Below are 16,810 nucleotides of genomic sequence, written 5' to 3'. Positions count from 1 at the left end.
CACCTAGTTTGCGGGGATGCCCCGCGTTCAGGACTTGTCAGACCGGATCTCGCGATGCCGCATCTGCGCGGACAGGTTCGCGGCCACGGCAACCCGCCACGCCCCGCGGCCGGTGACCTGGTTCGCGTCCGGGGCGCGGATCCTGGTCGTCGGGCAGGCGCCCGGCGCGCGGGTTCATGCCAGCGGCATCCCCTTCGACGACCGCTCCGGCGAGCGGCTGCGCGACTGGATGGGGGTGGGGCGGGCGCAATTCTATGACCGCAGCCGGGTGGCGGTCGTGCCGATGGCGTTCTGCTTTCCCGGCTATGACGCGAAAGGCGCGGACCTGCCGCCGCCGCGGGTTTGTGCCGACACATGGCGCGCGCAGGTGCTGGCGCTGCTGCAACCGCGTCTGACCCTGCTGATCGGCGGGCATGCCCAACGCTGGCATCTGGGCACGCGCGCCGGCGTGACCGAAACTGTTGCGAACTGGCGCGATCACGCGCCGCGCGTGTTCCCCTTGCCTCACCCGTCCTGGCGCAATACGGGATGGCTGAAGCGCAACCCCTGGTTTGCCGAAGACCTGCTGCCGGTGCTGCGCGCCCGGATCGACGAGGTGCTCAATGACCCCGCTTGACGCGCTCTGCCCGGCGCCGTTCCACACGCTGCCCGATGCGGATCGGGCGCGCGTACTGAACCGGCTGGCCGATACCGAGCTTTTCGTGGCTCTGGCAGAGGAGCCGCGCGGCGACCGGGTCCGGCTGCATCTTTTCGCGTTCGACGGCTCGCAGACCGGGATCGCCGCCGACAGCGAGGACCGGCTGGCGTCGTTCTTCGGCGGTCCGGTGGCCTATGCGGCGCTGCCGGGGCGGGTGCTCGCCGCGATGCTCTCCGCCGAAGGGGTCGCGCTGACGGTCAATCCCCGCCAGAGATCGGAGATGATGCTGGACCCGGCAACGCTGGGCTGGCTGGCAGAGGCCTTGTCGTCAGCCCCGCAGGAAGAGCGCGCGGCCTCGGCCTATCTTGCCGCCCCGTCGCCGGAGATGGTCGCGGCCTTGGCCGAACCGCTGGCGACGCGGCTGGCGGACATGACCGGGCTGGCCGAAAGCGCGGCGCTTGTCAGCGCCCGGTGGCCGGACGGGGCGCAGGGCCATCTGATCGTGGTGACCGGCGCGCCCCCGCCGCGCCACAAGGTGATCGCGAAGGCCTTGGCAGAGATGATCGCCTTCCTTCCGCCGCTGCCCGACGCCTGCGACGTGGCCTTTGACCTGAAGCTGCCGCCGAACGCGCCCGTCATCCGGGCCGAGCGTAACGCGCCCGCCGCGCCACCCGCCCTGCGCGCGCCGGGCAGCGATCCCGACAAGCCGCCGATCCTGCGGTTCTAGCGCGGTGGGGCGGGGGCTGGATCAGTAGCCCTTTCCGCGATCCACCAGGAACAGGGGCGTCTCGCCGCGCTGAACTCGCCGCAGATTTTCGGCCACGACGGGGGCCGCGGTCTCTGCCCGTGTTGCGGCGGCGATATGCGGGGTCACGGTGACGCGCGGATGCAACCAGAAACGGTGATCCGGGGGCAGGGGTTCGGTGCGGAACACGTCGAGCACCGCATGGCGAAGGTGGCCCGAATCGAGCGCGGAGAGCAGCGCCTCCTCCTCGATCAGCACGCCACGGCCCGGATTAATCAGCGCCGCGCCCTCGGGCATCGCGGCCAAAGCGTCGGCGCCGATCAGCCCGGCCGTGCGATCGGTGTGCGGCAGAAGCGTGATGAGGATCTCGGCCCGGGCCAGTGCCGCGCCCAGTTCGGATCCGCCGAGCGCCGGCACATCCCCGACGCCGCGTCCCGATTGCGACCATGTCGTCACGTCAAAGCCCAGCCCGGCCAACGCAATGGCCACCGCCCCGCCAAGTGCGCCGGCGCCCAGCACCGTCACCCTGCGCGACGCGGCCAGCTTCGGTGCCATCTCGTTCCGCCACACTCCGTCCTGGGCGTAGCGATCCATCCCCAGATGCAGCCGCATCACCCAGCCGACGCAATATTCCACCATGCCCTGCGTCAGTCCCGGATCGACCATCCGCGCGAGAGGCTGCGTCAGCGCGGGATCCGGCGCGATCTTCTCGACACCGGCCCAAAGGCTCTGAACCAGCCGCGCCGAAGGATAAGCCGCAAAATCGCAGCCATCGCCGCCGGGCGCGTACAGGATCGCATCGACACTGTCCGGCGCGGCCTGCCGCAAAAGCTCGATCTCCGGGCAGGCTTCGCGCAGGGCAGGGGCCCAGTCCTCCCAGCCGTCAGCCGCGAATAGAACGCGCATGGCAAATGCTCCCCTTTTGTGTGTTGCGGCCGGATCCCGTCGCGCGGTAACGGCCGAAAAACACCGCCCGCCTTCAGCGTCACCGCGGCCGGTGGACATGGGCCGACTGCACCATGCCGAAGGCCATCAGCAGGATCATCATCGCCGTGCCGCCATAGCTGACCAGCGGCAGCGGCACGCCCACCACCGGCAGCAGCCCCATCACCATCCCCATATTGATCGCGAAGAACAAGAAGAAGGTCGAGGCCACGCCGATGGTCAGCAGACTGGAGAAACGATCGCGATTGGTCAGCGCCGAATACAGGCAGAACCCGACGATAAGCGTATAGAGCAGCAGCAGCGAGCCCGCCCCGATGAAACCGAACTCCTCGGCCAGCGTGGTGAAGATGAAATCGGTTTCTTTTTCCGGCAGAAAGTTCAGCCGCGATTGCGTGCCCTGCATGAAGCCACGCCCCGACCATCCGCCGGAGCCGAGCGCGATCTGCGCCTGGGTGATGTTGTAGCCCGCGCCCAGCGGGTCGGAGGAGGGGTCCAGAAACGTGTCGATGCGGCGGAACTGGTAGTCGTGGAGCAACTGCCAGGAGGTGCCGCGGCTCTCCAGCACCGTCCAGATCAACCCGACGCCTGCGGCGATCACCGCGCCGAAATACCACAGGCTGACCCCTGCGGCGAACATCACGATGCCGCCGCCCATCAACAGCAGCAGCGAGGTGCCCAGATCGGGCTGTTGCAGGACAAGCCCGGTGGGGATCAGGATCAGCACCACCGGCACCAGCACCCAGACCGGGTGAGAGACCTTGGACAGGTCCAGCCAGTCGTAATAGGCCGCCAGCATCAGCACGAGCGCGATCTTCATCAGCTCGGAAGGTTGCAGCCGGATCGGGCCGAGATCGATCCAGCGTTGCGCCCCCATGCCGATCTGGCCGAACAGATCGACCGCGAACAGAAGCGCCAGACAGGCCATGTAGGCGAAGACCGAGATCCCCCGCCAGAACCAGATCGGCACGAAACCCAGCGCGATCATCGCCGCCATGCCGACGGCAAACCGCTCCATCTGCGGCCGCGCCCAGGTGTTGATGTTCCCGCCCGCCACCGAATACAGCATCAGGAACCCGACCGAGGCGACGGCCGCCAGCAGGAACACCAGCGGCCAGTTCAGATACAGGATCTTGCGGATGCCGCGCGGGGTCTCGGCGACCTGGTAATCGAGATAGCTCATCACGCGCGCGTCCGTGTGCCGCCCGCACCGGCCATCGGGCTGATGAGCCGCATCTGGCGGTGCATCTCCTCGATGCCGGCGCGCTGCCCGTCGGGATAGGCGGTCAGCGGCGGCACCCCGCCGGCAAGCGCGTAAAGCAGGATGTCGCGCGCGATCGGTGCCGCGACCGCCGATCCGCCGCCGCCATGTTCGACCACGACGGAGACCGCGTATCTGGGCGCGTCAAAGGGGGCGTAGCAGACAAACAGCGCGTGGTCGCGGCGGTTCCAGGGCAGTTGCTCGTTGCGGATCACGCCGCGCGCGCGCTCGGCTGCGGTGATGTTGCGGACCTGGCTGGTGCCGGTCTTGCCGGCCATGCGCCATTCATCGGCCACGATCCGCGACGACCTGGCCGTGCCGGCGCTGGAATTCATCACCGCATCCATGCCGCGCCGCGCGACATCCAGATGACGTGCGTCGATGCCCAGATCGGCAAATTCCGGCTGCGGTTCCGGCACGCCGTCAATGGCGCGAACCAGCCGCGGCTTCACCTCGCGCCCGGTGGCGACGCGCGCGGTCATCACCGCGAGTTGCAGGGGCGAGGCCAGCACATAGCCCTGGCCGATCGAGGCATTGAGCGAATCGCCCACCACCCAGGGCTTGCCGTAACGGTCGTTCTTCCAGGCCTTGTCCGGCGCGATGCCGGTGGCCACCGCGGACATCGGCAGATCATGCTCGACACCCATGCCCAACCGCCGCGCCATTGCCGCGATCCGGTCGATGCCGACGGCGCGCGCGGTCTCGTAATAGAACACGTCGCAGGATTTCTGCAGGCTCTCGACCGGGTTCACATGGCCATGCCCGCCCCGGCTCCAGCAATGGAATTTACGCCCCGCCACTTCGAGCGCGCCGTTGCAGAAATAGCTGGTGCCGCCATTGATCAGCCCCGCATCCAGCCCGGCCAGCAGCGTCGCCATCTTGAAGGTGGAGCCGGGTGGATAGACGCCCTGCACGGTCTTGTCGGCCAGCGGGCGGTGGTCATGTTCCATCAGCGCCCGGTAATCCGCCGAGGAGATGCCGCGCACGAACAGGTTGGGATCAAACACCGGGGCCGAGGCGATGGCCATGATGTCGCCATTGGTCACGTCGATCACCACCGCGGCGGCCGATTCCTCTCCCAGCCGCTGCACGGCATAGTTCTGCAGACCGGCATCCAGCGTCATCTGGACGGTGGCGCCCTGCTGCCCCTCCTGGCGGCTGAGCTCACGCATCTCGCGGCCGGCGGCGTTCACCTCGACCTTGCGGGTGCCGGCGCGGCCGCGCAGGATCGGCTCCAGCTTGTTTTCCACGCCGACCTTGCCGAACTGGAATTCCGGCAGCATCAGCACCGGGTCGGGATCTTCCATCTTCGACAGATCGTAATCCGACACCCGGCCGACATAGCCCAGCACATGCGCGAAATCGCCGCCCTGCGGATAGACCCGCGACAGCACCGATTCGGGCTGCACGCCGGGCAGGGCCGGGGCATTCACCGCGATGGAGCTGAATTCATCCCAGCTCAGATGATCTCCGATGCTGACCGGGGTGATGGCGCTGCGCTTGGAGATCGTCTCCAGCAGCTCCGCCGCCTCTTCGTCCGACATCGCCACCAGCTTGCGCAGCCGGGCGATGACCTGTTCCACGTCGCCCGCGGATTCGCGGGTGATGGTGGCGCGGTAATTCTGCTCGTTTCCCGCGATGACCCGGCCATTGCGGTCATGCAGCAGCCCGCGCACCGGCGGCAGCAGCCGGATCTTGATCGAATTGCCATCCGACAGCAGCCGGTATTCATCGGCATGGTCAAGCTGCATCGACCGCATCCGCCAGCCCAGCGTGCCAATGACCGCCGCCTGAGCCGCGCCCAGCATGATCCCGCGGCGCGACACGATCCGCGCGCTGTCGATCACGTCCTTGGGCGATTTGCGCATCAATGCACCATCATTTCGAGTTCGGCCGGGCTGAGCCTGCGCACGCCGATCGCATGCAGCACCAGCACCACCAGCGGATAGGCCGCAACCGTTGCCAGCCACAAGAGCACCACCGGGCCGAGCGCCGGAACCGGCACAAGAAAGACTATCATGAACAGCCGATGCGCCACCAGCAACAACCCCGTCAGCGCGGCAATGCGCAGCCACTCGAACAGGAATGCCTGATCGGCCCAGCTCTGGGAGCGGCCGCGCAGAACCTCGGTTCCGATCAGCACGAAGAAGCTCCACAGCCCGAACGGGCGGCCCAGCAGGAAATCACCCGTCAGCAGCAGCGCCACGATGGCCAGGGCGGGCAGTTGATCGGGCCGGCGCAGCACCCAGGCCAGGCTGAGGCACAGCGTCAGATCGGCGCCGGGCAGGCCGGGGATGCCGGGGTTGAGCGGCATCAGCCGGAAAAACAGGATCGCCAGCCCGAGCGCCAGATAGGCCAGCATCCCCGCCATCCGCCGATGCAGGATCGGGCCGGTCATGGGCCGGACGGGGACGCGGCTTGCCCCGGCACCGGGCCGGGGCGGGCAGAGGGCGCGGCCGGATAGCGCGGCCCGATCAGCCCCGGTTCGGGCGGCAGGATCAGCGCGCCGCCATCCTCCAGCCGCTCGGCCGGGTGCGAGCGCAGCACGCGCAGGAATTCCAGCCGCCCGTAATCCGCGGCCATGCGCAGCCTCAGCCGCCCGTCACTGCCCTGCACCACCTGCCCGATCAGGATGTCGGGCGGGAACACCCCGCCATCGCCCGAACTGACCACCCGGTCGCCGGGGCGGACATTTTCCGGCCGCTCGATAAAATCCAGCGTCGGCAGGGTCGAGTTGTCGCCGGTCAGCAGCGCGTTTTCGCCCGAGGGCTGGACCATCACCGGGATGCGCGATGACGGGTCGGTCAGCAGCACCACACGGCTGGTCTGGTTGCCGACGCCCGAGATGCGGCCCACAAGCCCCAGCCCGTCCATCACCGCCCAGCCATCGATGACGCCGTCGCGCCGCCCGACATTCAGCAGCACCGACTGGCGGAAGGCGGTGCCCGAATCGGTCAGCACCACCCCGGTGATGGAGGTCAGAGACGGGTCGATCTGGACATTGTTCTGCGCCAGCAGCTTGGCGTTTTCCTGCTCAAGCTGGACGGCGGCCTCTTTCCAGCGCTCCATCTCGCGCAACTCGCGGCGCAATTCCTGGTTCTGCTGGTAGATGCGGGAATAGCTTTGCAGGCTCGACACCATCCGGGTGAACTGCGTCACGGGCGTCATCGCCCATTCGAAGCCCGGCACGAAGCGGTCCACGAAATCCGAACGCATCGCCTCGGCGCGCGGGCTGTCGATGCGCCAGAACAGGAACAACGCCAAAAGGAACAGGGCCAGCAGGCCGATCAGGATGCGGCGGACAGGGGTGGCAAAATCGTAACCCTTGCGGGCCATCGCGCCGGCCCCGCCTTAGCTGTCGTAATCGATGACGTGGCGAAGCTGCTTTTCATATTCCAGCGCCTTGCCGGTGCCGAGCGCCACGCAGCTCATCGGCTGATCGGCGAGGCTGATCGACAGCCCCGTCTGCTCGCGCAGCGCCAGATCCAGATCGCCCAGCATCGCGCCGCCACCCGTCAGCATGACGCCCCGGTCGACGATATCAGCGGCCAGATCGGGCGGGGTGGCCTCAAGCGCCACCATCACCGCCTCGCAGATCTGCTGCACCGGCTCGGCCAGGGCCTCCGCGACCATGGCCTGGGTGATTTCCAGCTCGCGCGGGACCCCGTTCAGCAGGTCGCGCCCGCGCACCGCCAGCGTCGCCCCGCGCCCGTCATCGGGCATCCGCGCCGTGCCGATGGAGGTCTTGACCCGCTCCGAGGTCTGGTCCCCGATCAGCAGGTTATGGTTGCGGCGCAGATAGTTGATGATCGCGTCATCCATGCGGTCGCCGCCCACGCGGACCGAGCGCGCATAGACGATATCGCCCAGCGACAGCACCGCCACCTCGGTCGTGCCGCCGCCGATATCGACCACCATCGAGCCGGTCGGATCGGTGATCGGCATGCCCGCGCCGATGGCCGCCGCGATCGGTTCCGCGATCAGCCCGGCCTTGCGCGCGCCCGCCGACAGCACCGATTGCCGGATGGCGCGTTTCTCGACCGGGGTGGCGCCATGCGGCACGCAGACGATGATCTTGGGCTTCGAGAAGGTGGTGCGCTTGAACACCTTCTTGATGAAATGCTTGATCATCTCCTCGGCGCTGTCGAAATCCGCGATCACGCCTTCGCGCATCGGCCTTATCGCCTCGATGCTGCCGGGCGTCCGGCCCAGCATCAGCTTGGCATCCTCGCCCACCGCCAGGACCTGCTTCTTGCCGTCCTTGACGTGGTAGGACACCACAGAGGGCTCGTTCAGGATGATCCCCTTTCCCTTGACATAGACCAGCGTGTTCGCCGTCCCCAGGTCAATCGCGATATCCGTCGAAAACAGCCCGAAGAACGCCATGCCCGTATCCTTTCGCGCCGGTTGCCCCGGCCTGTGTTTCGTGTCGATGGTGGAAGGGCCGGGAATCGCACCCGGCCCAGTCCGGCTTCATATAAAGCCCAAATCCCCTGTGTCAAAGCCCGAGTTTCCGCGCCGTGGCGGCCGGCGGCACGCCGCAGAGGCGGCGCGCGCCGGGCCGGGGCAGGCGCCTCGCGGCGGCAGGATCAGTGCGAATACATGCTGACCTGTTTGGCGTCGGCGTCCTTGCCGACCTGTTCGCGCCGGACCCGCAGCCGGTTCAGCGCCCCGATATAGGCCTTGACCGAGGCGAGGATCGTGTCGGTATCCGCGGCCTGCCCGGTGGCGATCCGGCCCTCTTCCTCCATCCGGACCGAGACGGTTGCCTGCGCATCCGTGCCCTCGGTCACGGCATGCACCTGGTAGAGCTGCAACCGCGCCTCATGCGGATAAATCTGGCGGACCGCGTTGAACACGGCGTCAACCGGTCCGTCGCCGGTGGTCGAGGCGGTCTGTTCCTGCCCGTCCACGATCAGCGTCAGATCGGCGGTCTGGCCGTCCGAGCCGCAGACCACGCGCAGATGCTTGACCTGCAGGTAATCGTCGCCGGTATTGGCGGCGCTGTCCTGCATCAGCGCGACGATGTCCTCGTCATAGACCTCCTTCTTGCGGTCGGCGAGCGCCTTGAAGCGCACGAAGACATCCTTCAACTGGTTGTCGCCCACCTCGTAGCCCAGATCCTTCAGCTTGGCGCGCAGCGCGGCGCGGCCAGAATGCTTGCCCATGGCGATGTTGTTTTCGTTCAGACCGATATCGGCCGGGCGCATGATCTCGAAGGTCTCGACATTCTTCAGTACCCCGTCCTGGTGGATGCCGCTTTCATGCAGGAAGGCGTTCTTGCCGACGATGGCCTTGTTGAACTGCACCGGAAAGCCCGAGACCTGCGCCACCCGGCGCGAGATGCCCATGATCTTCGTGGTGTCCACGCCGGTATCGAACGGCATGATGTCGTGGCGCACCCGCATCGCCATCACCACTTCCTCGAGGGCAGTGTTGCCGGCCCGCTCGCCCAGACCGTTGATGGTGCATTCGATCTGCCGCGCGCCGGCCTCGACCGCCGCCAGGCTGTTGGCCGTCGCCATCCCCAGATCGTTGTGGCAATGGGTGGCGAAGATGATCCCGTCGGCGCCCGGCACGCGCTCGATCAGCATGCGGATCAGATCGGCACTTTCCTTGGGCGCGGTATAGCCCACCGTGTCGGGGATATTGATCGTGGTGGCGCCGCATTTGATCGCGATTTCCACCACCCGGCACAGGTAATCATGCTCGGTGCGTGTGGCATCCATGGGCGACCACTGCACATTGTCGCACAGGTTCCGGGCATGGGTCACGGTCTGCTCGATGCGCTCCGCCATCTGGTCCATGTCCAGATTGGGGATCGCCCGGTGCAGGGGCGAGGTGCCGATGAAGGTGTGGATGCGCGGGCGTTTCGCGTGGCGGATCGCCTCCCAGCAGCGGTCGATATCGGGGATCTGCGCGCGTGCCAGCCCGCAGATCACGCTGTTCTGCGATTGCCGGGCGATCTCGGATACGGCCTTGAAATCCCCTTCCGAGGCGATGGGGAACCCGGCCTCGATGATGTCCACCCCCATCTCGTCCAGCATGGCGGCGATTTCCAGCTTCTCGGCATGGGACATGGTGGCGCCGGGCGATTGCTCGCCGTCGCGCAGGGTGGTGTCGAAAATATAGACTCGGTTCTGGTCGGTCATGGTCTTGCTTCTTCTGCTTGATCGGATCTGGGGCCGGGCGCGTGACCGGACTGAGCGGCGGCCCGGCGGGACCCGCTCAGCGCAGCGTAAGAAGCAGCAGACCGCGGAGGTTCACGGCAAACCGCGCGCCGAATTGCGCGTTGCGGATTGGGGCGATATGTCGCGTCCGGGTCATGGGCGTGACTATACAAGCGCTTGGGCCGATGAAAACCCCTAATCTTCGCGGCGCGGCGCGGGCCGCGCGGCCGGGCGCGGCGGCGGGCGGGCGACGCCCGAGGAGGCATCGCGCATCCGCTCGATCCGCTTGGACAACAGCCGCGCGCGGCGGCGGTGATAGGCGCGGATGACCGGCACGGTCAGGTAATGCGCGGCGATCCCGGCCAGCGTGCCCAGGATCAGCCCGCCGGTCAGATAGGGCAGGAAGATATCGTGAAAGAAGCTGGCCAGCCGGTCCCAATGCACCTCCTGCGGGCCGAACATGGCGCGCAGATTGTGCCAGATCTGGGTCGAGGCGTCCGCGAACTCGTTCAGGATCATCCGCGGCGACAGGTTGCCCTCCGCCCCCAGGATCAGCCGGCCCAGCCAGGTCGAGGCATAGGCGATGAAAGGGAAGGTGATCGGATTGCCGACGAATGTGGCCAGCAGCGCGGCCAGGATATTGCCGCCCAGAACCCAGGCCACCCCGGCCGCGGCCAGGAAATGCAGCCCGAACAGCGGCGTGAAGGACACCGACACGCCGGCCGCCATGCCGCGCCCGATCCGGTGCGGCTGATCGGGCAGGCGGCGCAGCCGGTGCAGCACATAGATGCCCGCGCGCCACCAGCCGCCGCGCGGATAGATCATCTCCGTCGCCATCTGCGAATAGCTGCGGGGTTTGCGGCGTTTGAACATGGTGGTCGCGGTCGGGGCTGTGGTCAGAAGGCGGGGAAACGCAAGGTCACGGCGCAAGTTCCGGCCGCAGCAGCCGGGCGAGCTGCGCCACGTCCGATTCCGCCTCAAGCGCGGTCAAAAGCGCGTGTAGCTGGTCCACCCCGTGCAGATCGACCTCGACCTCCAGGCGATAGAAATCCGGCTTGCGGTCGGCGAATACGAGGTTCGAGATATTCGCCCCCTGGCTGCCGATCAGCGTGCAGATCCGGCCCAGCACGCCCGCATCGTGGCGGATCGTGACGCTCAGCGTCACCGGGTAGGCGGGCGGATGGGTGCCGTCGCGCCATTGCAGATCGACCCAGCGTTTCAGGTCCTCCTCGCTGTCCAGCTCGGCCAGGCTCGGGCAGTCGATGGAATGGATGATGACGCCGCGCCCGCGATAGGTGATGCCGACGATCCGCTCCCCCGGCAGGGGCTGGCAGCATTCCGCCCGGCCCAGCGTCTGATCGGCCTCCAGCCCGGCGACGGGCCGGGCCGGATCGACGGTTTCCTTGCGCGTGCCAAGCTCGGGATAGAGCGTCTGCAACACCTCCTGCGCCGACATCTCCGCGCAGCCGATCCGGGCCAGCAACTCATCGGCGTCGGGCAGGGCCAGTTTCGAGGCCGCGGTGCGCAGCGCCTTGTCGGTCACCCGCCTTCCGTGATGCTCGAAACTGATCCGCACCAGCTCGGCTCCCAGCCGGATCAGCCGCGCCCGGTCTTCTTCGCGCAGGCTGCGCCGGATCGCGGCCTTGGCCCGCCCGGTCTGCACGATCTCCAGCCACGCCGCCTGCGGGCGCTGCCCGGCCGCGGTGATGATCTCGACCAGTTGCCCGTTCTTCAGCCGCGTCCACAGCGGCACCCGGATCCCGTCGACCTTGGCGCCGACGGTGGAGTTGCCGATCCGTGTGTGGATCGCATAGGCGAAATCAATCGGCGTCGCGCCCTTGGGCAACTGGATCACGTCGCCCTTGGGCGTGAAGATGAAGACCTGGTCGGAATACATCTCGAGCTTCACGTGCTCGAGGAACTCGTCGTGATCCTCGCCGCCCAGCCGTTCGTTGAGCTGCGCGATCCACTCTGCCGGGTCCACGGCAAAGGGGTTGGTCGACCGCACCCCGTCGCGATACGCCCAATGCGCGGCCACCCCCGCCTCGGCCACCTCATGCATCTGGCGGGTGCGGATCTGCACCTCGACCCGCTTGCCGTCGCGCCCGGTCACGGTCGTATGGATCGAGCGATAGCCGTTGGCCTTGGGCTGGCTGATGTAATCCTTGAACCGCCCCGGCACCGCCCGCCACCGCCGGTGGATCAGCCCGAGCGCGCGATAGGCCTCGCTTTCCGTGCCGACGATCACCCGGAAGCCGTAAATATCCGACAGGCGCGAGAAGGTGAGCTGTTTTTCCTGCATCTTGCGCCAGACGCTGAACGGGCGCTTGGCGCGACCATAGACATTGGCCTCGATCCCCTCGCGGTCCAGCTCGGCCCGGATATCGGCGGTGATCTTTGCGATCACGTCGCCGCTTTCCTTCTGAAGCGTCAGGAAACGGCGGATGATGGAATTGCGCGCCTCGGGGTTGATGACCTTGAAGGCCAGATCCTCCAGCTCCTCGCGCATCCACTGCATCCCCATGCGCCCGGCCAGAGGCGCATAGATATCCATGGTTTCGCGGGCCTTCTTGACCTGTTTTTCCGGGCGCATGGCGCGGATCGTGCGCATATTGTGCAGCCGGTCGGCCAGCTTGACCAGGATCACGCGAAGATCGCGCGTCATCGCCATGAAAAGCTTGCGGAAATTCTCGGCCTGCTTGGAGTGGCTGCCGGACAGCTGAAGATTGGTCAGCTTGGTGACGCCATCGACCAGCTCGGCGATGTCGCGGCCGAACTTGTCGGCCACATCGCCCCATGTCGAGCGGGTGTCCTCGATCGTGTCGTGCAGCAGGGCGGTGACCAGCGTCGCATCATCCAGCCGCATCTCGGTCAGGATGGCGGCGACGGCGACGGGATGGGTGAAATAGGGCTCGCCCGAATGCCGGGTCTGGCCCGCATGCATCCGCTGGCCGTAATCGAAGGCCCGGCGGATCAGCGCCTCATCGGTGCGGGGATTGTAATTGCGGATCAGTGCGAGAAGGTCTTCGACGTCGAACTTGTCCACTCGAAGACCCCGTCACTGTCAGCCGCGCTGGTTCGCTTCCAGCATCATCCGCAGCATCTTCTCCTCCGACTCCTCGTCGGCGGGCTTCGGACGGTCCACCTCGGCCCCCAGCAGAAGCGCCATGGCGTCCTCTTCGGGCTCGTCCACCTCGATCTGGGTCTGGCTGGATTCGATCATCCGCTCGCGCAGCTCATCGACCTGCTGCGTCTCGTCGGCGATCTCGCGCAGGGCGACGACGGGGTTCTTGTCGTTGTCGCGGTCCACGCTCAGCGGGCTGCCGGTGGCGATCTCGCGGGCGCGGTGCGATGCGAGCATCACCAGATCGAAGCGGTTCGGAACCTTGTCAACGCAGTCTTCGACGGTCACGCGAGCCATGAATCACCTATCGGTTCGAATCATAAAAGGGCGGAAGCGGCGTTGTGATCGCTCTCACCGGGATTGTCAAGAAGAACCCGGATGTCCCGCCGTGCCGACACGGGCAGGGCGTCGCGCATCTCGGCCACGCTCTGCCCGGTTGCCGGGTGGCGCCAGCCGGCCGCGATCTCGGCCAGCGGCACCAGCACGAAGCCGCGATCCTGCATCCGGGGATGGGGCAGGATCAGCCGGTCGGGGGCGATCCGTGCCTGCCGCTCGGGATCGAGGCCGCGCCAGCGATCCTGCGTGGCGCGGTCCGGCAGGATCTGGTCCTCCATCGCCAGAAGATCCAGGTCGATGCCGCGCGCCGCCCATCTGCCGCCATCCCGGATGCGGCCGAGATTCGCCTCGAGCTCGTGCAGCACCCCCAGCACCGCGCCGGCCGTGGCCGTGGCGGCGTCCAGGGCCGCGCAGGCATTGACATAATCTGGCCCGCTGCCCGCCGGATGTGCAGGGGTTGCGTAAAACCGTGATACTTGCCGCAGCGTCAGCCCCGGATGCGCCGCAAGCGATATAAGCGCAGCCTTGAGCGTTTTGGCAGGCGAACCTGCCGAAGAAGACAAGTTTGCCCCGAGCGCGATGAGAACTAATTTGGACGGCATTCTGGTTTCGGCAGTCGTTTCCAGCAGTTGGATTTAATCTGATACGCAGCGGGGGGCGTGTCGAGGGAGATTACGTGTTCTATAAAGACGACCGACTCGCGCTGTTCATCGACGGCGCCAATCTCTACGCCGCGGCGAAATCGCTTGGCTTCGACATTGATTACAAGCTGCTGCGGCAGGAGTTTGAACGCCGCGGAAAATTATTGCGGGCCTATTACTACACCGCGCTGCTGGAGAACGAGGAATATTCCCCGATCCGGCCGCTGGTGGACTGGCTGCAATATAACGGCTTCTCGCTCGTGACCAAGCCCGCCAAGGAATACACCGACGCGGTCGGGCGGCGGAAGATCAAGGGCAACATGGATATCGAGCTGACGGTGAACGCGATGGAGCTCGCGCCGCGTCTGGATCACGCCGTGCTGTTCTCGGGCGATGGCGATTTCCGTCCGCTGGTCGAGGCGCTGCAGCGGCAGGGGGTGCGTGTCTCGGTGGTCTCGACCACCCGCAGCCAGCAGCCGATGATCGCCGATGAGCTGCGCCGGCAGGCCGACAATTTCATCGAACTCGACGCGCTGCGCGACGTGATCGGCCGCCCCCCGCGCGAGGCCGCCCCGCGCGAGGATCACGCGCTGGAGACATGATCGCCGCCGCGACGGCGGTGCGGTCGGAACAGGGGCGGCGCAATGCCGCCCCTTTTCGTTTCAGCGCGCTTTAGATACCGCGCCGCCTATTGCTGCGGCGACAGGCGGTAAAGCCCGCCCGGATCTTCATCCGTGACCACCCAGATCGTGCCGTCCCCGGCGACCTTCACGTCGCGGATCCGGCCGATCTCAGGCTGCAGCCGCTCCTCGCCCGTCACCCGGTCGCCATCCACCGACAGCCGGACCAAGGATGGCGGGTTCAGCGCACCCAGCAGCAGGTCGCCCTGCCACTCCGCGAAAAGCTGGCCGTCATAGAAATCCGCCCCCGACGGCGCGATCACCGGATCCCAGTAATAGATCGGCTGTTCCATCCCCTCGCGGGCGGAGATCCCCTCGTTCACCGGCGAGCCGTCATAGTTGTAGCCATAGGAGATCACCGGCCAGCCATAGTTCAGCCCGGCCTCGGGCTTGTTGATCTCGTCGCCGCCCATCGGGCCGTGTTCAATTGTCCACAGCGCGCCGTCCGGGCCGATCGTCGCCGCCTGCACGTTGCGCAGCCCGCTGGCATAGATCTCCGGCAGGGCCTGCGATCCGTCCGCGTAGGGGTTGTCGGACGGCACGCTGCCATCCGGGGTGATGCGGATCAGCTTGCCCAGATGGTTCTGCATGTCCTGCGCGCTGTCGCGGATCGGCACGTCGGAGCGTTCGCCCAGCGTGATGAACAGGTTGCCGTCCGGCGCCGGCACCACACGGCTGCCGAAATGCTTGTCGCCGTCATAGGTCGGCGTCTGGCGGAAGATCACCTGCACATCGCTGACCGAGGCGCCGTCCTGGGCCAGCACCATCCGCGCGACCGACGTGCCATTGCCTCCATCGCGCGGCTCGGCATAGCTCAGGAAGATCACCCGGCTCTCGTCGAAATCCGGCGACAGCGCCACGTCGAGCAGCCCGCCCTGACCGCCGGCATCGACCTCGGGAATGCCGCTGACATCGGTGACAGTCCCGTCGGCATAGTATTTCAGCCGCCCCGGCCGCTCGGTGACGAGCGCGGCATTGCCGGGCAGCAACTCGACCGCCCAGGGATTGACCAGCCCCTCGATCACCGGCTCGACCTTCAGCGTGACGCCGCTGTCCATCGCCTCGGCGCGGGTCTGCTCGGGAAAGGCGGGCTCGAAATCCGTGTTCGGCTCGGCCTGCGGCCATGGGGCGGCCCCGGCGGCGGTGGCGCTCAGCAGGGCCATGGCGGCGGTGGTGGCAAAGATCCTCATCCCGAAACTCCTGTGACTGAAACGCATTTGAACAAGTCCGGGATCACAACGCGGCAATCGCGGCGCGGGTCCACTGGATTTTCCCCGGCCGGGTTGCTACCTGACCTCTATGACAGATGCGCGCCCCCCCCTGACCCTCTATCTCGCCGCGCCGCGCGGCTTCTGCGCGGGCGTGGACCGGGCCATCAAGATCGTCGAGATGGCGCTGCAGAAATGGGGCGCGCCGGTCTATGTGCGCCACGAGATCGTGCACAACAAATTCGTCGTGGACGGGCTGCGCGAGAAAGGCGCGGTCTTCGTCGAGGAGCTGGATGAATGCCCCGATGACCGCCCGGTGATCTTTTCGGCCCATGGCGTGCCCAAGGCGGTCCCGGCCGAGGCCAGGCGGCGCGAGATGATCTTCGTCGATGCGACCTGCCCGCTGGTCTCCAAGGTCCATGTCGAGGCGGAGCGTCACCACGCTGCAGGCCTGCAGATGGTGATGATCGGCCATGAGGGCCACCCCGAGGTGCTGGGCACGATGGGCCAGTTGCCACCCGGCGAGGTGCTGCTGGTGGAAACCGTGGCGGATGTGGCCGCGATCGAACCGCGCGACCCCGAGCGGCTGGCCTTCATCACCCAGACCACCCTGTCGGTCGATGACACGGCGGCGATCGTCGCAGCCCTTCAGGCGCGGTTCCCGGCGATCATCGGCCCGGCCAAGGAAGATATCTGCTACGCCACCACCAACCGCCAGGCGGCGGTGAAATCGGTGGCACCGAAAATCGACGCGCTGCTGGTGATCGGGGCGCCGAACTCCTCCAACTCGCGCCGGCTGGTCGAGGTGGGGCGCGCCGCGGGCTGCGCCTATTCCCAGCTGGTGATGCGCGCCGACCAGATCGACTGGCGGGCGATGGACGGCGTGCGCGCTGTCGGCGTCACCGCCGGGGCAAGCGCGCCCGAAGTGCTGGTGAACGAGGTGATCGACGCCTTCCGCGCACGCTTCGCGGTCGATGTGCAGATCGTCGAGACGGCGCAGGAAAACGTCGAATTCAAGGTGCCGCGGGTGTTGCGCGAACCGGCGTGATACGCCCCCCGGGTCGCG

Annotated in this window: 16 protein-coding genes; 4 read left to right on the top strand and 12 right to left on the bottom strand. The window is 67.0% G+C overall.

The window, feature by feature from the left end; all coding sequences use genetic code 11:
• Positions 1 to 16 precede the first annotated feature (16 nt).
• Positions 17 to 616 carry a uracil-DNA glycosylase family protein gene (locus BLT73_RS08660; RefSeq protein ID WP_090522889.1) on the top strand — a complete coding sequence of 200 codons (600 nt, stop codon included), beginning with the start codon at positions 17 to 19 and terminating at the stop codon, positions 614 to 616.
• Positions 603 to 1,364, top strand: a complete 762-nt coding sequence (locus tag BLT73_RS08655) for an SseB family protein (protein WP_090522887.1) — start codon at positions 603 to 605, stop codon at positions 1,362 to 1,364. The genes BLT73_RS08660 and BLT73_RS08655 overlap by 14 nt, the downstream gene beginning before the upstream one ends.
• A 21-nt stretch (positions 1,365 to 1,385) precedes the next feature.
• Here the strand turns inward: BLT73_RS08655 and BLT73_RS08650 are convergent, their stop codons facing one another.
• From BLT73_RS08650 to folK, 11 genes are all read right to left on the bottom strand, one after another.
• Positions 1,386 to 2,288, bottom strand: a complete 903-nt coding sequence (locus BLT73_RS08650) for an NAD(P)-dependent oxidoreductase (protein ID WP_090522885.1) — start codon at positions 2,286 to 2,288, stop codon at positions 1,386 to 1,388.
• 79 nt (positions 2,289 to 2,367) lie between these two features.
• Complete coding sequence (gene rodA / locus BLT73_RS08645; RefSeq protein ID WP_090522883.1) at positions 2,368 to 3,507, bottom strand: rod shape-determining protein RodA; 1,140 nt, start codon at positions 3,505 to 3,507, stop codon at positions 2,368 to 2,370.
• Positions 3,507 to 5,453, bottom strand: a complete 1,947-nt coding sequence (gene mrdA / locus BLT73_RS08640) for a penicillin-binding protein 2 (protein WP_090522881.1) — start codon at positions 5,451 to 5,453, stop codon at positions 3,507 to 3,509. Before mrdA ends, rodA begins: the two co-directional genes overlap by 1 nt.
• A complete protein-coding gene (locus tag BLT73_RS08635) occupies positions 5,453 to 5,983 on the bottom strand; it encodes a hypothetical protein (RefSeq protein ID WP_090522879.1) in 531 nt (176 codons plus the stop codon). Before BLT73_RS08635 ends, mrdA begins: the two co-directional genes overlap by 1 nt.
• Positions 5,980 to 6,921, bottom strand: a complete 942-nt coding sequence (gene mreC / locus BLT73_RS08630) for a rod shape-determining protein MreC (protein WP_090522877.1) — start codon at positions 6,919 to 6,921, stop codon at positions 5,980 to 5,982. The genes BLT73_RS08635 and mreC overlap by 4 nt, the downstream gene beginning before the upstream one ends.
• Positions 6,922 to 6,936: 15 nt before the next feature.
• The gene (locus BLT73_RS08625) at positions 6,937 to 7,971 is read right to left on the bottom strand and encodes a rod shape-determining protein (protein WP_090522875.1); all 1,035 of its coding nucleotides are present in this window, start codon (positions 7,969 to 7,971) and stop codon (positions 6,937 to 6,939) included.
• A gap of 203 nt (positions 7,972 to 8,174) precedes the next feature.
• The gene (locus tag BLT73_RS08620; protein WP_090522873.1) at positions 8,175 to 9,737 is read right to left on the bottom strand and encodes a 2-isopropylmalate synthase; all 1,563 of its coding nucleotides are present in this window, start codon (positions 9,735 to 9,737) and stop codon (positions 8,175 to 8,177) included.
• A gap of 213 nt (positions 9,738 to 9,950) precedes the next feature.
• Positions 9,951 to 10,628 (bottom strand): DUF2062 domain-containing protein, encoded by a 678-nt coding sequence (locus tag BLT73_RS08615; RefSeq protein WP_090522871.1) that lies wholly within the window; start codon positions 10,626 to 10,628, stop codon positions 9,951 to 9,953.
• 46 nt (positions 10,629 to 10,674) lie between these two features.
• Entirely contained in the window at positions 10,675 to 12,801 is a 2,127-nt protein-coding gene (locus BLT73_RS08610) for a RelA/SpoT family protein (RefSeq protein WP_090522869.1), read from the bottom strand.
• 18 nt (positions 12,802 to 12,819) lie between these two features.
• On the bottom strand, positions 12,820 to 13,176 hold the full coding sequence (rpoZ, locus tag BLT73_RS08605; protein ID WP_090522867.1) for a DNA-directed RNA polymerase subunit omega: 357 nt from the start codon (positions 13,174 to 13,176) through the stop codon (positions 12,820 to 12,822).
• 20 nt (positions 13,177 to 13,196) lie between these two features.
• Positions 13,197 to 13,817, bottom strand: a complete 621-nt coding sequence (gene folK, locus BLT73_RS08600; RefSeq protein ID WP_090522865.1) for a 2-amino-4-hydroxy-6-hydroxymethyldihydropteridine diphosphokinase — start codon at positions 13,815 to 13,817, stop codon at positions 13,197 to 13,199.
• A 74-nt stretch (positions 13,818 to 13,891) separates the two neighbouring features.
• Here folK and BLT73_RS08595 point away from each other — a divergent pair, with 74 nt between their 5' ends.
• Positions 13,892 to 14,458, top strand: a complete 567-nt coding sequence (locus BLT73_RS08595; RefSeq protein ID WP_090522863.1) for a LabA-like NYN domain-containing protein — start codon at positions 13,892 to 13,894, stop codon at positions 14,456 to 14,458.
• An 86-nt stretch (positions 14,459 to 14,544) separates the two neighbouring features.
• Here the strand turns inward: BLT73_RS08595 and BLT73_RS08590 are convergent, their stop codons facing one another.
• Positions 14,545 to 15,726 (bottom strand): PQQ-dependent sugar dehydrogenase, encoded by a 1,182-nt coding sequence (locus BLT73_RS08590; RefSeq protein ID WP_090522861.1) that lies wholly within the window; start codon positions 15,724 to 15,726, stop codon positions 14,545 to 14,547.
• A gap of 109 nt (positions 15,727 to 15,835) precedes the next feature.
• Between BLT73_RS08590 and ispH the strand changes: the two genes are divergently transcribed.
• Entirely contained in the window at positions 15,836 to 16,792 is a 957-nt protein-coding gene (ispH, locus tag BLT73_RS08585; protein WP_090522859.1) for a 4-hydroxy-3-methylbut-2-enyl diphosphate reductase, read from the top strand.
• Positions 16,793 to 16,810: the final 18 nt, after the last annotated feature.

This window comes from Paracoccus isoporae, assembly GCF_900101865.1.
GTDB classification, from domain to species: domain Bacteria; phylum Pseudomonadota; class Alphaproteobacteria; order Rhodobacterales; family Rhodobacteraceae; genus Paracoccus; species Paracoccus isoporae.
The sequence above is the reverse complement of the archived record's forward strand: the minus strand, read 5'-3'. Positions and strand labels throughout refer to the sequence as shown.

Bases quoted from the DNA above. Each gene is read 5' to 3' on its own strand.
- BLT73_RS08615 (WP_090522871.1), bottom strand. From the start codon at position 10,628: ATGTTCAAACGCCGCAAACCCCGCAGCTATTCGCAGATGGCGACGGAG.
- rpoZ (WP_090522867.1), bottom strand. From the start codon at position 13,176: ATGGCTCGCGTGACCGTCGAAGACTGCGTTGACAAGGTTCCGAACCGC.
- rodA (WP_090522883.1), bottom strand. From the start codon at position 3,507: ATGAGCTATCTCGATTACCAGGTCGCCGAGACCCCGCGCGGCATCCGC.
- BLT73_RS08635 (WP_090522879.1), bottom strand. From the start codon at position 5,983: ATGACCGGCCCGATCCTGCATCGGCGGATGGCGGGGATGCTGGCCTAT.
- BLT73_RS08655 (WP_090522887.1), top strand. From the start codon at position 603: ATGACCCCGCTTGACGCGCTCTGCCCGGCGCCGTTCCACACGCTGCCC.
- BLT73_RS08650 (WP_090522885.1), bottom strand. From the start codon at position 2,288: ATGCGCGTTCTATTCGCGGCTGACGGCTGGGAGGACTGGGCCCCTGCC.
- BLT73_RS08625 (WP_090522875.1), bottom strand. From the start codon at position 7,971: ATGGCGTTCTTCGGGCTGTTTTCGACGGATATCGCGATTGACCTGGGG.
- mrdA (WP_090522881.1), bottom strand. From the start codon at position 5,453: ATGCGCAAATCGCCCAAGGACGTGATCGACAGCGCGCGGATCGTGTCG.
- folK (WP_090522865.1), bottom strand. From the start codon at position 13,817: ATGCCGTCCAAATTAGTTCTCATCGCGCTCGGGGCAAACTTGTCTTCT.
- BLT73_RS08660 (WP_090522889.1), top strand. From the start codon at position 17: ATGCCCCGCGTTCAGGACTTGTCAGACCGGATCTCGCGATGCCGCATC.
- ispH (WP_090522859.1), top strand. From the start codon at position 15,836: ATGACAGATGCGCGCCCCCCCCTGACCCTCTATCTCGCCGCGCCGCGC.
- mreC (WP_090522877.1), bottom strand. From the start codon at position 6,921: ATGGCCCGCAAGGGTTACGATTTTGCCACCCCTGTCCGCCGCATCCTG.
- BLT73_RS08590 (WP_090522861.1), bottom strand. From the start codon at position 15,726: ATGAGGATCTTTGCCACCACCGCCGCCATGGCCCTGCTGAGCGCCACC.
- BLT73_RS08620 (WP_090522873.1), bottom strand. From the start codon at position 9,737: ATGACCGACCAGAACCGAGTCTATATTTTCGACACCACCCTGCGCGAC.